Here is a 14,885-nt window from a genome sequence, read left to right on the forward strand (position 1 = left end):
CCGGAACGATCCTAGCATGGCGGTGCAGCAAGGGCCTAGCGGGAACGGCTTGCTTTGGTTACATGGCCCGCCACTTGTTCCCTCCGCAGGATTTGGCAGCCCCATGGATATCCGCCTCGGCCTCACCTTCGACGACGTGCTCCTCATACCCCAGGAGTCCGACGTTCTGCCGAGCAGCGCGGACACGCGCACGCAACTCACCCGCTCGATCGCGCTCAACATCCCCGTTCTGTCGGCGGCGATGGACACGGTGACCGAGGCCGACATGGCGATCGTCATGGCGCAGCTGGGCGGCATGGGCGTGCTCCACCGCAACCTGACCGTCGAACAGCAGGTCGCCGCGGTCCGTCAGGTCAAGCGGTTCGAAAGCGGCATGGTCGTCAACCCGATCACCATCTCGCCGACCGCGACCCTGTCGGAGGCGCAGGCGCTGATGGCGCGGCACCGGATCAGCGGCATTCCCGTCGTCGAATTCGACGGTCGCCTGGTCGGCATCCTGACCAACCGCGACGTGCGCTTCGCCGAAAATCCGAACCAGCCCGTATCCGAGCTGATGACGCATGAAAATCTGGCGACGGTGAAGGTCGGCGTCGGTCAGGACGAGGCGCGTCGCCTGCTCCACGCGCGCCGGATCGAAAAGCTGCTGGTCGTCGATGACAGCTATCGCTGCGTCGGCCTGATCACGGTCAAGGACATCGAAAAGGCCGTCACCTATCCGTCCGCGACCAAGGATGCCGCCGGCCGCCTGCGCGTCGCCGCCGCCTCGACGGTCGGCGAGAAGGGCTTCGAGCGGACCCGCGCGTTGATCGAAGCGGACGTCGACTGCGTCATCATCGATACCGCCCATGGTCACAACCGCGACGTGGCGCGTGCGGTCGAGGCGGCCAAGAAGCTGTCCGACACCGTCCAGGTGATCGCCGGCAATGTCGCGACCGCCGCCGCCACCCGCGCGCTGATCGATGCGGGCGCGGATGCGGTGAAGGTCGGCATCGGGCCGGGGTCTATCTGCACCACGCGCGTCGTCGCGGGCGTCGGCGTGCCGCAGCTGACCGCCGTGATGGACTGCGCCGAGGAAGGCTGGAAGGCCGGTGTGCCGGTTATCGCCGATGGCGGTCTGCGCACCTCGGGCGACTTGGCCAAGGCGCTGGCCGCCGGTGCCGGCGCGTGCATGGTCGGCTCGCTGCTGGCGGGGACCGAGGAGGCACCGGGCGAGACGTTCCTGTATCAGGGCCGCGCGTACAAGTCGTATCGCGGCATGGGCTCGGTCGGCGCGATGGGTCGTGGTTCGGCGGACCGCTATTTCCAGGGCGACATCAAGGATCAGATGAAGCTGGTGCCCGAGGGCATCGAGGGTCAGGTCGCCTATAAGGGGCCGGCGCGCGACGTCATTCATCAGCTGGTCGGCGGCATCAAGGCGGCGATGGGCTATACCGGCTCGGCGACGCTGAAGGATCTGCGCGAGCGGGCGCAGTTCGTGCAGATCACTGGTGCGGGTCTGAAGGAAAGCCACGTCCATGACGTGACGATCACGCGGGAAGCGCCCAATTATCCGACCCGCTGATCCAACGGACATCCGTTCATGACGCCCGCTGCCCGCACCCAGGCGGCGATCGAGTTGCTCGACGCCATTATCGCCTCCGCTGCGGCGGGCGGCGCGGCCGCCGACACGCTGATCGCCCGCTATTTCGCGACGCGCCGCTATGCCGGATCGAAGGACCGGCGTGCGGTGCGCGAGCTGGTCTATGCCGCCATCCGCCATGCCGGCCCCGTGCCGGCGAGCGGGCGGGCGGCGGTGCTGACGCTCGCCGACAGCGATACTGCGCTGGCGGACAGTTTCGACGGGTCGACCCACGGGCCGGCTCCGATCGAGCCGGCGGAACCGCGTGCGGCGGGCGGTGTCGCGCCAGCCTGGCTGGTGGAGGCGCTCGACCGCTCAGGGCTGACCGAAGCGCAACAGGCGGCGCTTATCGACCGCGCGCCGCTCGACATACGGGTGAACAGCCTGGCGACCACGCGGGAGGCGGTGCTGGCCGAATGGTCCGACGCCGTACCGACGCCGCGAGCGCCCCTCGGGCTGCGGCTGCCCACCGGTACGCCGGTCGAACAATCGGAGCTCTACCGCGCCGGATTGATCGAGGTGCAGGACGAGGGCAGCCAGCTCGTCGGTGCGGCGCTGGCAGCAAAGCCGGGCGAGTGGCTGGTCGATCTTTGCGCAGGGGCGGGCGGCAAGACGTTGCAGATCGGCGCGGCCATGGACAATCGTGGCGCGCTGCTGGCCTGCGACATCGACCGCGCGCGGCTTCAGCGCTTGGCCCCGCGCGCCGAGCGTGCCGGGGTGACGATCGTCGAAAGCCGGTTGCTCAATCCGGGACGCGAGCGCGAGATGCTGGCCGACTGGGCGGGCAAGGCCGATGGCGTGCTGATCGATGCGCCCTGTTCCGGAACCGGCACCTGGCGGCGCAACCCGGAGGCGCGCTGGCGGCTGACCCCCGATCGGCTCGACCGTTTGCGCGCCATGCAGGCGCAGGTGTTGTCGGTGGGTGCCGGACTGGTGAAGCCCGGCGGCCGGATGGTCTACATCGTCTGCTCGCTGCTCGACGCGGAAGGTCGCGATCAGGTCGACGCCTTTCTGGCGGCTAACCGGGCTTGGTCGGTGGAAACGCCGACCGTGGGTACGCCGCATGGCGCCGGGCATCGGCTCGACCCGGCCACGCATGGCACCGACGGGTTTTTTGTCGCCTGCCTCCGGGCGCCATGCTAGCGTTCACCCAGTGCCCAGTCCGGAGTTCCTCATGCGTTTGACGTCCATGGCCGCCGCGGCCGCGCTGGCGGTGGTTTCCGTTTCGACCTCGCTCAGCGGACAGCGCCCCGATACCCAGATCGACGCGCGTTCGATGCAGTTGCTGGAACAGGGCCGGGCGCAAAAGGCCGCCGGCAATCTCGACGGCGCGACCGATACGCTGGAGACGGCGGTCACGGTCGATCCGCGTAACCGTGCTGCCTTCATCCTGCTCGCCGAAGTAGCCGGCGCGCGTGGTTTGCCGGGCAAGGCGATCCGGCTGTATCGCGAAGCCCTGCTGCTCGACCCCAATGACCTGCGCGCGCTGCGGGGTCAGGGCGAGGCGCTGGTCCAGCGTGGCGCCGTGGCGCTCGCCAAGGACAATCTGACGAAGATCAAGACCCTGTGCAAACAGGACTGCGCCGACGCGACCGCGCTCGCCGCCGTCATCGCCAAGGGGCCGCCGCCGGTGACGACCGCGCAGGTGGAAACGAAGGTGCCGGCGAAAAACTGAGAGCGGGCGGTGTCGGGGAAATTCCCCCCACCTCCGTTCAGCCTGAGCGAAGTCGAAGGCCACGCTTTACCATTGCGGCCAAGTATGGCGGAGCGGCGCTGACATCCCTTGGCCTTCGAATTCGCTCAGGCCGAACGAAGGTGGGGAAGCGGGTCGGTCACATTATTCGCGTGAGCGACGGCCAACGCCTCCCCGATCGATGGTTACCCCAACGCCCGTGCCAGGGCGACGAACTCCGCGACCGACAAGGTCTCCGCCCGACGTGCGGGGTCGATGCCGATCGACTCCAACGCCTCGACGGCACCCGCAACCGGCTTCAGGCTCTGGCGCAGCATCTTGCGGCGCTGGCCAAAGGCGGCGGCGGTCAACCGCTCCAGCGTCCGGAAGCTGACGCCCTCGGGTGCCGGCGCGGGCGTGATATGCACGACCGCCGACATGACCTTGGGCGGCGGCGTGAAGGCCGAGCGGTGGACCGGCATCGCGATCCGCGCCTGGCTGCGCCACTGGGTCAGGACCGCCAGCCGGCCATAGGCGGACTGGTCGGGCGCAGCGACGATCCGCTCGGCGACTTCCTTCTGGAACATCAGCGTGCAGGATTTCCACCAGGGCAACCACGCCCCGGACAACCAGCCGACGAGCAGCGGCGTGCCGACATTATAGGGCAGATTGGAGACGATGTGCGGCTGTCCCTCGAACAGCTCGGGCGCATTGATCCGCAGGGCGTCGCCCTCGATTACCCGCAACCGCCCCGGAAAGGCGTCGGACAATTCGGCCAATGCCGGGATGCAGCGCCGGTCACGCTCGATCGCGGTGACGCGACCGCCGGCCATCAGCAGCGCGCGCGTCAGGCCGCCCGGACCGGGGCCGATCTCCAGCACCTCCTGATCGGCCAGGTCGCCCGGAATGGCGGCGATGCGCGCGAGTAGCTGTCCGTCGAACAGGAAATTCTGGCCAAGCGACTTGGAGGCCGACAGGCCATGGCGCGCGATGACCTCCCGCAAGGGGGGCAGGGGCGTGACAGGGTCCATGTCAGTTCGCCAGCGCGGCCCGGCGACGCGCGGCGTCCCCCGCCATGGCGATCGCGGCGATCATCGCACCGGGATGCGCTTGGTCCTGCCCTGCGATACCGAAGGCGGTGCCGTGATCGGGTGAGGTGCGGACGATCGGCAGACCCAGCGTGATATTGACCCCCTCGTCGAAATGCAGCGTCTTGATGGGGATCAGCGCTTGGTCGTGATAGCAGCAGAGCACCGCGTCATAGGCGGTGCGCGCACGCGGGTGGAACAGCGTGTCGGCCGCGAAGGGCCCGGTCGCATCGATCCCCTCCGCACGCAGCTGCGCGATGGCGGGTTCGATCAACTCGATCTCCTCGCGCCCGATCGCGCCGCTTTCGCCGGCATGGGGGTTGAGCCCGGCAAAGGCCAGGCGCGGTGTGGTGATCCCGAAATTGCGGCACAGACCCCGCGCCGTCGCGCGGCCCTTGGCTACGATCAGTTCGACCGACAACAGGCCCGATACCGCCGCCAGCGGAACATGGGTGGTGATCGGCACGACGCGCAGGGACGGCCCGGCCAGCATCATCACCGCATTGGCGCCCGCGACACCGCAGCGCTCGGCGACGAATTCGGTCTGGCCGGGATGGGTGAAGCCGATATCGTAAAGCTGCGCCTTGCTGACCGGCCCCGTGACCAGCGCCGATGCCGCATCCGACCGGACGAGGCCGACCGCCAGTTCCAGCGCATGGAGCGCACACCGCGCGCCCTCGACATCGGGCTGGCCCGGCGTGATCTCGCCGGCATCGTCGACCGACAGGATCGGCAGCGCCTGGTCGAAGACCGACACCGCCGCACCGATGTCGCTCACCCGCGCGGTCGGGCCGTTCCATACCCTCTCGATCGCGCGGGCGTCGCCCACCGCGATGAAGGGGGGCAGCTGGGCGTCATGCCGTGCGGCCCAGGCCTTGGCGATGATCTCCGGCCCGATACCGGCGGGATCGCCCATCGAGATCGCCAGAGGCCAGGTCATGGTCATCGCGTCGCTCACCGATACTCGATGACCGCGTCACGGCGGAGATCGCGCATCTTCTGATTGGCGCGCAGATTGACCCGCTGCTGCTCGACCTGGTTCTGGATCTGGTCGCTGGTCGGCAGGTTGCCCGAACGCGGTTCCTCGCGGTCGCACAGCACCAGCGAGCGGACGCCCTGTTCCGGCGAGCCGAAGGGCGGCGTCGCCTGGCCGATCTGCATCTTCAGCAGAATTTCCTGGAGCGGGGCGGGCAACTGGCGGATCGTGACCTGATCATTGTCGACCACTTCCGCCTTCAGCGTCGTCGCCACGCGCTGCACATCGCCGCAGCCGCGAATGGCCTGGGTCGCCTTGGCGAAGTCGGCCGCGCGCGCGGTCGCCTGCGCCTGGGTGGTGCCGGCGGGGAACTTGATCGTCAGCTGCTTGAGCGACAGGCGCGAATCGCGCGGGTCGGCGGTCAGCACCTGACGCTTGTCGGTCAGGTACAGGATCGAGAAGCCGCCCGGAATCTGGATCGGGCCGGCGACCTGGCCGACCTGCATCGACTGCACCGCCGCCTGCAGCTCGGGGGGCAACTGCGCGCCGCGTACCCAGCCCAGATCGCCGTTCACCGCGCGCGTCGACGCCTCGGAAAAGCTGCGCGCGAAATATTCGAAGGGCTGCTGACCCTTCTGGATCTCGGCGATGATCTGGCGCGCATTGGCGAAGACCTGCTGCTGCGTGGCTTCGTTGGCGGAGAGGAAGATTTCCTTGAGGTTATATTCCTCGGTGCCCTTCGCCGCTTCCAGACGGGCGCGGATGGCGTTCACCTCTTCGTCGCCGACATTGACGTACGGCTCGACCCGCTTGCGCAGATAGCGCGCCCAGGCCAGCTCGCCCTCGATCTGGCGGCGCATCGAGCGATCCGACGATCCCGCGTCGCGCAGGAAGGCGCTCATCTGCTTCGGCATCTTGCCGAACTGCTGCGAGAAGCGGGCATAGGCCTGATCGATCTCGGGCGCGGTCACCGTGATCTCGGCGGTCTTGGCCTCCTGGATCTGTAGCGTCTCGTCGATCAGCTGGCGCAGGATCTGCATCCGCAGACGATCGCGATCCTCGGGCGACAGCTTGGTCACGTTGTTCAGCGCCATGGCCAGCGCCATGCGCTGGTCCAGGTCGGTGCCGGTCAGCACCGTGTCGTTGACGATCGCGGTCGGCTTGCGAACATTGGGGTCCAGCTTGCCGAACAGCTGAAGATTGGACGGAATGTTCAACCCGCCGGTTTCGGGCACCGTCTGATCGGCCACCGTCTGCGCCACCGCACCCGCCGCGACCGCCGCCAGCATCATGGCGGCCGCCCCGCGGAAGAAACGGCCCTTGTTACGAATGTCCTGCTTCACCGTGTTTGTGATCCTCATCACGCCTGCATGGGGCGCGTAACCGTCGCGATATGGGTCGAGCATGCTGAATAGGGGCTTAGCGACCGAGATTGGTGAACGCCAGCGTCAACAGGAAGCTGTTGCCCGCGCGCGCGTCGCCGGTGTTCACGTAATCGCGCCGCCAGGTAAAGCCCAGGCGAAGGCAATCATCTTCATATTGCACGCCCACCCGGTGGCGGATCGGATCGAAACCATCGGACAGCGACAGCGAATCTTCGGACCGATCGGTCAGATCGACGACCGTCGACCCGAAGGCCGACCAGAAGCGCGCGAACTGCACGCGGCCGGTCAGCCGGATTTCCTCGCGGTCCTGCAAATCCTCGATCGAGGTGAAGATGTTGCGGTTCAACCGGATATAGCCCGCCTGGACATAGGTCGCGCGCGAACCGACCGTCGCGTCGATCTCGTTGCGGCGTATCGCGAAACTGTCCTTGTCGATCCGGAAGCGGTGGGTCAGCGAGACGAAATCGCGGAACCGCACCTCGGTACGCCCGACGATGTCCGACCAGCGATCCGACAGACCGGTGCCCGGATAGAGGATCGTCGGTCGGTCGTTCAGGCGGAAGCTCTGCCCCACCAGCGTATCGACGGTGAAACCGGGTAGCGTCAGCGCCCATTGCGCGCCGTACGTGATGCGCGTCGAATCCTCGAACCGGTCATAGCCGGGGAAGCGATTGAGCGCGAAGAGGTTGGAGTCCTCCAAGTCGACGGCGCGCGCATCCTCGTTGGGGATTTCGATGTTGCGGATCTTAGGGCTGGCGACGATCTGAACGCGCGGGGTGAAGCGCTGGGTGCCGCCCCACAATTCGCCGACGAACGGCCATTTCACATCGACCGCCAGCGCCCCGATCGCGCGGCCCTGAAAGCCCTCCAGTCCCTGATAGACCAAAGGCGTCGAGACGATGTTGTTGGAATTATAGGCATCGCCGCGCGCATAGGCGGTGAAGGTCACCTCCTGGCCCCAATTGGTCAGGCGACGCAGGTCCCAGCGCATGCTGGCAAAGGCGCGCTGCGTATCCTGTCCCTCGGTCCGGCTGATGGCGAGCGTATTGAGCTGCATCTCGAACTTGCCGCCGAGCAGGCCGTCGTCGAAGCGGCGGCGATAGTCGATCTCTGGCAAGGCGATCGGCTGCTGACCCTGGGGATCGTTGACGCGTAGCGTCTGCACGTACCAGCCGTTGATCGCGAAATAGCTGTTCTGGTCGATCCGTTCCAGGCTGGCGGTGGTGCGCAGCCGGTCGTCGCGCGAAATATCGTAGCGGCGCAGGAAGGTGCGGTCGGTCGTCAGGCGAAGCGATCCCGACAGACTCCATTCGGGCGAGAACTGGAACCGCCCGACACCGTCCAAATAGCCGCGAAACGCCTGGGTCGTGTCGGTCGGGTTCAGCGTGTTCAGGTCGTCGCTGCGCCGGCTGGCGGTCGCATAGCCCGTGATCCGATAGGCGCCGAGCGAATTCAGCGCTTCATATTGCGCCTCCATCATCGGCAGCACGGCGGTGAAGACGTGCGGCGTCACGGTCACGCCGCGATTGGGGGCGAGCCGCCAATAATAGGGAACCGCCACCTCGACGCCGTTGACGCGGTCGAGCCGGATGTCGGGCGTCAGGAAACCGCTGTCACCGCCCGAGCCGATCGGCGCCGACAGGCGGGGCAGGGGGATGCTGGGCAGGCCGAACAGGTTGAGCCGCGCGCCATTGAAATAGACGCGCTCGCGATCGGGACGATACGTGACGCGGACCGCCGTGATCTTCCACGACGGCTCCTTGGGGCAGCCCTCCGACGTCTCGACCGCGCAAGGGGTATAGGCGGCGCGTTCCAGGTTGACCGTGCCATCGGCCTGTCGCGTGCCCCGATCGGCGGCCAGGCGGCCGCCCTGCTCCAGCACGACCAGCATATTGTCGACCATGCCGTCCTTCAGCGAATCGGTCAGCTCGATCTGGTCGCCGTAAGCGATGTCGCCCTGCGGGTTGGTCACCGCAATGTTGCCGGTCGCCAGCACCTTGCCCGTCTTGCGGTTCCAGGTGACCTTGTCGGCGCGCAGCCGCTCACCCTGGCGGTTCATGCGGACATCGCCGGTCGCGGTCACGATATCGGCGTTGATGTCATATTCCAGCTGCCCGGCGCTGAACTTCACCTGATCGGGGTCCTCGGGCGCGGGGCCGTCGGCGGGCGGCGGCGACACGGGCCGGTCCTGCAGGTCCTGACCGAATACGGGCTGGGCTGCGAGAAGAGCGAGGGGCAGCGCGCTGCCGGTCAAAAGGGTCATTCGCAACACGATGATACCAGATCCGTCCTTGCCGACATGATGAAAGCCTCCCCCCGGCAGGGTGACGGCGCGAATGGTCCGCCTATCGCATCACCGGCCCTTCGCTGCAATCGCGTGCTTGCCACGCCCGTCCCAGCGCCTAGATGGTAGCAACAGTTATTTGTTCATCAGGGGTTTCCCATGCAGATCGCCTTCACCTCCACCGTCGATGCCGGCGATGTCTTCGTCCTTCCCGTTGCGAAGGGAAGCAAGGACTTCGGTCAAGCCGGCGGAGCGGACATGGTCTCGCTCGCGCTGGCGGCGGCGGAGGCCAACCGGTTCAAGGGCGATGCCGGCAGCAGCGTCGAGCTGTTCGTGCCGTTCGACGGGAGGGCGCGGCGCATCCTGATGCTGGGCGTGGGTGACGGGACCGAGGCGGACTGGCGCAAGGCGGGCGGCGCGCTGACCGCCAAGCTGTTGACGACCGCCTCCTCGGCGTCGCTCGTGCTGACCGGTCTGGGGACCAAGCCCTCGGCGGCGGCCGTGGCCGCCTTTGCCGGTGCGGCGGTCCAGCGCGGCTGGCGCCACGACGTCTATCGCACCAAGCTGCCCGAGGCATCCAAGCCCATGCTGACGCGTGTCGCGATCGTCGATGCGGGTGCCGAGGCGGAAGCCGCTTATGCCGCGATCCACGCGGTCAATGGCGGTCTGGAACTGACCCGTACGCTCGTGTCCGAGCCGCCGAACAAGCTCTACCCCGAAACCTTCGTCGAGCGCGTCCTGAACGACGTCGAGGGCCTGGGTCTGGAAGTCACCGTGCTCGACGAGGCGCAGATGCGCGATCTGGGCATGGGCGCGCTTCTGGGTGTCAGCCAGGGGTCGGTGCGTGAAGGACGCCTGCTCGTCCTGAAGTGGAATGGCGGTGCGGCCGATGCGGAAACGCTGGCGCTGGTCGGCAAGGGCGTGACCTTTGACACCGGCGGCATCTCGATCAAGCCGGCGGCCGGCATGGAGGACATGAAGTGGGACATGGGCGGTGCCGGTGCGGTCGCGGGTGCGATGAAGGCGATCGCCGCGCGCAAGGCCAAGGCCAATGTCGTCGGCGTCATGGGCCTGGTCGAGAACATGCCCGACGGCAATGCCCAGCGCCCCGGTGACGTCGTCACCTCGATGTCGGGCCAGACCATCGAGGTCATCAACACCGACGCCGAGGGCCGTCTGGTCCTGTGCGATGCGCTGACCTGGGTCCAGAAGACGCATGCGCCCTCGACCATCGTCGATCTCGCCACGCTGACCGGCGCGATGATCATCAGCCTGGGTAACGAGCATGGCGGCCTGTTCGCCAATGACGATTCGTTGGCCGACGCGCTGCTTGCGGCGGGCAAGGCGACCGACGAGAAGCTGTGGCGCTTCCCGCTGTCCGATGCCTATGACAAGCTGATCGACAGCCAGATCGCCGACATGAAGAATGTCGGTCCGCGCGGCGGCGGCTCGATTACGGCGGCGCAGTTCCTGAAGCGCTATATCAATGACGGGGTCGCCTGGGCGCATCTCGACATCGCCGGCATGGTCTGGTCGGACAAGCCGGGCGTCAACCACGACAAGGGCGCGACCGGTTACGGTGTGCGCCTGCTCGACCGGTTCGTCGCGGACCGGTTCGAGGCCTGATCGACAAGCGGGAGCGGCGCCGATGCAGGTCGACTTCTATCATCTGACCATGGCGCCGCTCGACCGGTTGCTGCCCGTCATCGCCGATCGCGTGATGGCCGGCGGCGGCCGCCTGCTGATCGTCAGCGGCGATGCCGACCAGCGCGCCGCGCTCGACCGGCAACTCTGGATGGTGCCGGCGGACGGTTTCCTGCCCCACGCCCAGGCGGGGGAGGGGAACGATGGCATCCAGCCGATCCTGATCGCGGCCGATGTGCAGCCGACGAACGGCGCACGCCATGTCGCGCTGGCGGACGGCCAGTGGCGTGACGAGGCGCTGAGCTTCGAGCGCGCCTTCCACTTCTTCGATGGTGACCGCATTGCCGAGGCCCGCGCGGCATGGCGTGCGCTGGCCGACCGCGAGGGCGTCGAGCGCCGATACTGGAAGCAGAACGACCAGGGCCGCTGGGAACAGGCGGCCTGACAGTCCTCCCCGGCACGGGGAGGGGGACCAGCGAAGCTGGTGGAGGGGGTTCTCCACTAAGGACATTCCTTGCGGGACACCCCCTCCGTCAGACCTCCGGCCTGCTACCTCCCCGTGTCGGGGGGATCGATCTCCATAAGACATTGCATTGCTTCCCCGCCCCGACTAGGGCGACGCCACTTCCAGCCAACCATTATTTCAGGAGCTGCGTGACCATCATGGCCGCGAACCGTACTTTTTCGATCATCAAGCCCGACGCCACCCGCCGCAACCTGACCGGTGCCGTCACCAAGATGCTGGAGGAAGCCGGCCTGCGCGTCGTCGCCTCGAAGCGCATCCAGATGACCCGCGAGCAGGCCGAAGGCTTCTATGCGGTCCACAAGGAGCGCCCCTTCTTCAACGATCTGGTCGAGTTCATGATCTCGGGTCCGGTCGTCGTGCAGGTGCTGGAGGGCGAGAACGCCATGCAGCGCAACCGCGACATCATGGGCGCGACCAACCCCGCGAACGCCGAGCCGGGCACGATCCGCAAGGAACTGGCCGAGTCGATCGAAGCCAACACCGTCCATGGTTCGGACTCGGACGAGAATGCCGAGATCGAGATCGCCTATTTCTTCAAGCCCGAAGAAATCGTCGGCTGATGATCTGGCGGCTGCGACGCGCGGAGCCGGGCGATGGTCCGGCGCTGTCGCTCGTCGCAGCCGCCAGTTTCCTCGAGACATTTGCCGGGATCATCGCTGGTTCCGACATGGTGCGCCACTGCACCCTGAATAGTTCCCCCGACAAGTTCGAGACGTGGATCGCCGACGCAAAGAGCGTCGCCACCCTGGCCGAACATTCCGATGGCGCAGCGCCCGTCGGTTATACGCTGCTCGTGCCGCCCGATCTGCCGGTTCCGACCGATGGCCACGACATCGAACTTCGCCGCATCTATGCCCTATCGCTAACGCGCGGCACCGGCCTTGGCCACAAGTTGATGGCCCGGGCGATCGACGATGCGCGTGCGATGGGAAAGCGCCGGATGCTGCTCGGCGTGCTGGGCATCAACGCGCAGGCGCGTGCCTTCTACGAGCGGGAGGGCTTCACCCTTGCCGGCGAACGGCAGTTTCGGGTCGGCGGTACCGTCTATAATGACGTGGTGTACGGCCGGGCGCTGTAAACGCCCAGGCTCAGGGCTGCCTGGCCGTCCAGGCGGCGTCGAGCTTCGCGACCGTCCCATTGCGATCGCGGAGCCTTAGCCCCTCCAATCGCAACGTCCGCCCGCGCAACAGCCGGCCATGGGTGCTCCAAATGAGATCATACAGGCCGCTGACCGTCCGGGCGCTATCGCCGTCCCAGTAGCGGGTGGTGATCAGTACAGGCAGACGGCCTTCCCGCGTATCGGCCTGTCCATCGGTCAGTGCCAGCATCGGGCCGGCAATGGGGTCGGCGTCGATCACGGGATCACCGACCGGCGCCTGCCTGGCGATCCCCGACTTGGTCGGGAACGCGATCACGACATCCTGGATGTCATGGTTCGGGTCACGCAGGGTCAGGCGGCGGCCATCGCCCTCGACCGTGGCGGCCAGGTCCAGCCGACCGCGCTCGTGCCGCTGGGCGCTGGCGGAGGCGGCCTTATCGGCGGCTTCGCTGCGCCGCTGGGACCAGTTGAGATAGAGGGTCAGCGAGGCGACGATCAGGCCCGCGACCGCCACGAACTCCGCCAGGGTCAGCAGCCGGCGGCGCGACTTGGCGCGCTCGGCGGCCTCGTCGCCCGCCGTTCCGCTCATCGCCCGCCGGCCTCCAGCAATTCGGTCGGCGCGACCAGTTCCCAGCTTCGCGCGATCCGGTCCTCGATCAACGTCCAGTCGAGGTCGCCGGACAGCGCGATATCGCTCCAGCGGGGTGGATTGCCCTCATCGGCGACACAGAGCTGCAGCGCCGACCCGTCACGGCTCATGCGGGCGAACGGCTCGCCCTCGACCAGGAAACGGGTTTGGCCATCGGCGTCGTCCTCGGTCGTGCCGGGCAGTAGCAGGGCGATGTCGCGGATGCGGGAGAGGGTATCGGTCATCGACGCACGAACTCCGTCAGGACTTGGGGGTAGAGTCGGTGTTCCTCAACGAGCACGCGCGCCGCGAGTGCCGTGGCATCGTCACCCGGCAGGATCGGCACCTCGGCCTGGCCCAGCACCTCGCCGTCATCCAGCTCCTCGGTGACGATATGCACCGAGCAGCCCGCCTTCGCGTCACCCGCCGCGATCGCGCGGGCATGGGTGTCCAGCCCCTTGTAGAGTGGGAGCAGCGACGGGTGGATATTGACGATACGCCCCCGCCACCGCGCGACGAAATCGCCCGACAACAGCCGCATATAGCCGGCCAGTGCGATCACCTCGACACCCGCACTGCGCAGCGCCTGATCGATCGCGGCCTCATAGGCTGGCTTGCCGATCCCCTTGGGCGACAAGGCGAAGGTCGCGATCCCCTGTTCGGCCGCCCAGGCCAGCCCCGCCGCCTCGGGCTTGTCCGAGGCGACGAGTGCGACGTCATAGCCGGCATCGGCCGCACGCGACGCCGCGACCAGCGATTGCATGTTGGAGCCGCGGCCGGAAATCAGGATACCGACCTTCGCCCGGCCGTCAGGCCGCATGGGTCGCGGTCCAGTCCGCCTTGGCGCTCCAGGTGCCGGCCGATCCCTTGACGGTGCAGCCGCGCTCGCCCGCCTTGATGCGGCCGATGGTCACGACCGTCTCGCCCGCTTCGGTCAGGGTGGCGGCGACGGCTTCTGCCTGATCGGCGGCCACGACGACGGCCATGCCGATGCCGCAGTTGAAGGTGCGTGCCATTTCCTCGGGCTCGATCCCGCCCTGCGCTTGCAGGAAGGCCATCAAACGCGGCTGTTCCCAGCCATCGGCGTCGACCACCGCATGCGCACCCTTGGGCAGGACGCGCGGGATGTTTTCGAGCAGGCCGCCGCCGGTAATGTGCGCCAGGCCCTTGATCGTCCCCGCCTTGATCGACGGCAGCAACGCGCGGACATAGATCCGAGTCGGCGCCATCAGCGCCTCGATCAGCAGACGCTCCTGATCGAACAGCGCCGGGCGATCGAGCTTCCAGCCCTTGTCCGCCGCCAGACGACGCACCAGCGAGAAGCCGTTGGAATGGACGCCCGACGACGCCAGACCCAGGATCACGTCGCCCTCGCCGATGTCGGCACCGGTCAGCACCTGATCCCGCTCGACGGCACCCACGCAGAAGCCGGCGAGGTCGTAATCACCGGATGCGTACATGCCCGGCATTTCGGCGGTCTCGCCACCGATCAGCGCGCAGCCCGCGATGCGGCAGCCCTCGGCGATCGAGGCGATCACCCGCTCGGGCACATCGCCCTCCAGCTTGGCTGTGGCGTAATAATCGAGGAAAAACAGCGGCTCGGCGCCCTGCACGATCAGGTCGTTGGCGCACATCGCGACCAGGTCGATGCCAACGCCGTCATGGCGGTCATGCTCGATCGCCAGCTTCAGCTTGGTGCCGACGCCGTCATTGGCCGCGACCAGCAGCGGATCGGTGAAGCCCGCCGCCTTCAGGTCAAAGAAACCGCCGAAACCGCCCAGATCGGCATCGGCGCCCGGCCGGCGCGTCGCCTTGGCGAGCGGGCCGATCGCACGGACCAGGGCATTGCCCGCCGCGATCGAAACGCCGGCATCGGCATAGGTGTAGGACGTGCCGGATTCGGCGGGCGACGAGGGGGCGGACGGCGTGCTGTTGTCGGTCATGTTTGCCCGTTAGCTATATCGC

The 14,885-nt window shown here is 67.4% G+C and carries 15 protein-coding genes; 7 read left to right on the plus strand and 8 right to left on the minus strand.

Annotated features, from left to right (window positions below; translation table 11 throughout):
* Nucleotides 1–103: 103 nt before the first annotated feature.
* From guaB to GGR48_RS05180, 3 genes are read left to right on the plus strand one after another with little or no spacing between them, the layout of a single operon-like run.
* Nucleotides 104–1,561, plus strand: a complete 1,458-nt coding sequence (gene guaB, locus GGR48_RS05170) for an IMP dehydrogenase (protein WP_183950815.1) — start codon at nt 104–106, stop codon at nt 1,559–1,561.
* Between the two features lie 18 nt (nt 1,562–1,579).
* Entirely contained in the window at nt 1,580–2,761 is a 1,182-nt protein-coding gene (locus GGR48_RS05175; protein WP_183950816.1) for an RsmB/NOP family class I SAM-dependent RNA methyltransferase, read from the plus strand.
* A 31-nt stretch (nt 2,762–2,792) separates the two neighbouring features.
* The gene (locus GGR48_RS05180; RefSeq protein ID WP_183950817.1) at nt 2,793–3,293 is read left to right on the plus strand and encodes a tetratricopeptide repeat protein; all 501 of its coding nucleotides are present in this window, start codon (nt 2,793–2,795) and stop codon (nt 3,291–3,293) included.
* A gap of 203 nt (nt 3,294–3,496) precedes the next feature.
* Here GGR48_RS05180 and rsmA read toward each other — a convergent pair whose 3' ends face one another.
* The 4 genes from rsmA to GGR48_RS05200 are packed head-to-tail and all read right to left on the minus strand — an operon-like array spanning nt 3,497 to nt 9,002.
* Nucleotides 3,497–4,321, minus strand: coding sequence for a 16S rRNA (adenine(1518)-N(6)/adenine(1519)-N(6))-dimethyltransferase RsmA (rsmA, locus tag GGR48_RS05185; RefSeq protein WP_183950818.1), 825 nt, complete (start codon nt 4,319–4,321; stop codon nt 3,497–3,499).
* Between the two features lies 1 nt (nt 4,322).
* Entirely contained in the window at nt 4,323–5,324 is a 1,002-nt protein-coding gene (pdxA, locus tag GGR48_RS05190; RefSeq protein ID WP_420854054.1) for a 4-hydroxythreonine-4-phosphate dehydrogenase PdxA, read from the minus strand.
* Nucleotides 5,325–5,332: 8 nt separating this feature from the next.
* A complete protein-coding gene (locus GGR48_RS05195) occupies nt 5,333–6,715 on the minus strand; it encodes a peptidylprolyl isomerase (RefSeq protein WP_240455978.1) in 1,383 nt (460 codons plus the stop codon).
* Between the two features lie 58 nt (nt 6,716–6,773).
* Entirely contained in the window at nt 6,774–9,002 is a 2,229-nt protein-coding gene (locus GGR48_RS05200) for an LPS-assembly protein LptD (RefSeq protein ID WP_183950821.1), read from the minus strand.
* A 180-nt stretch (nt 9,003–9,182) separates the two neighbouring features.
* On the opposite strand from GGR48_RS05200, the gene GGR48_RS05205 reads away from it, so the two are divergent.
* The 4 genes from GGR48_RS05205 to GGR48_RS05220 all read left to right on the plus strand — a co-directional run bounded on the left by GGR48_RS05205 (nt 9,183) and on the right by GGR48_RS05220 (nt 12,271).
* Entirely contained in the window at nt 9,183–10,649 is a 1,467-nt protein-coding gene (locus tag GGR48_RS05205) for a leucyl aminopeptidase (RefSeq protein WP_183950822.1), read from the plus strand.
* Between the two features lie 22 nt (nt 10,650–10,671).
* Complete coding sequence (locus tag GGR48_RS05210; protein ID WP_183950823.1) at nt 10,672–11,112, plus strand: DNA polymerase III subunit chi; 441 nt, start codon at nt 10,672–10,674, stop codon at nt 11,110–11,112.
* A 218-nt stretch (nt 11,113–11,330) separates the two neighbouring features.
* Nucleotides 11,331–11,753, plus strand: coding sequence for a nucleoside-diphosphate kinase (ndk, locus tag GGR48_RS05215; protein ID WP_007403624.1), 423 nt, complete (start codon nt 11,331–11,333; stop codon nt 11,751–11,753).
* Nucleotides 11,753–12,271 carry a GNAT family N-acetyltransferase gene (locus tag GGR48_RS05220; protein ID WP_183950824.1) on the plus strand — a complete coding sequence of 173 codons (519 nt, stop codon included), beginning with the start codon at nt 11,753–11,755 and terminating at the stop codon, nt 12,269–12,271. Before ndk ends, GGR48_RS05220 begins: the two co-directional genes overlap by 1 nt.
* A gap of 10 nt (nt 12,272–12,281) precedes the next feature.
* On the opposite strand, the gene GGR48_RS05225 is transcribed toward GGR48_RS05220, so the two are convergent.
* From GGR48_RS05225 to purM, 4 genes are read right to left on the minus strand one after another with little or no spacing between them, the layout of a single operon-like run.
* On the minus strand, nt 12,282–12,881 hold the full coding sequence (locus GGR48_RS05225) for a hypothetical protein (RefSeq protein WP_183950825.1): 600 nt from the start codon (nt 12,879–12,881) through the stop codon (nt 12,282–12,284).
* A complete protein-coding gene (locus GGR48_RS05230) occupies nt 12,878–13,165 on the minus strand; it encodes an MmcQ/YjbR family DNA-binding protein (protein ID WP_183950826.1) in 288 nt (95 codons plus the stop codon). The genes GGR48_RS05225 and GGR48_RS05230 overlap by 4 nt, the downstream gene beginning before the upstream one ends.
* Nucleotides 13,162–13,740 carry a phosphoribosylglycinamide formyltransferase gene (purN, locus tag GGR48_RS05235; RefSeq protein ID WP_183950827.1) on the minus strand — a complete coding sequence of 193 codons (579 nt, stop codon included), beginning with the start codon at nt 13,738–13,740 and terminating at the stop codon, nt 13,162–13,164. The genes GGR48_RS05230 and purN overlap by 4 nt, the downstream gene beginning before the upstream one ends.
* Nucleotides 13,730–14,863, minus strand: coding sequence for a phosphoribosylformylglycinamidine cyclo-ligase (gene purM, locus GGR48_RS05240; protein ID WP_183950828.1), 1,134 nt, complete (start codon nt 14,861–14,863; stop codon nt 13,730–13,732). The genes purN and purM overlap by 11 nt, the downstream gene beginning before the upstream one ends.
* Between the last annotated feature and the right edge of the window lie 22 nt (nt 14,864–14,885).

It is taken from the genome of Sphingomonas pseudosanguinis (assembly GCF_014196255.1).
Classification (GTDB): domain Bacteria; phylum Pseudomonadota; class Alphaproteobacteria; order Sphingomonadales; family Sphingomonadaceae; genus Sphingomonas; species Sphingomonas pseudosanguinis.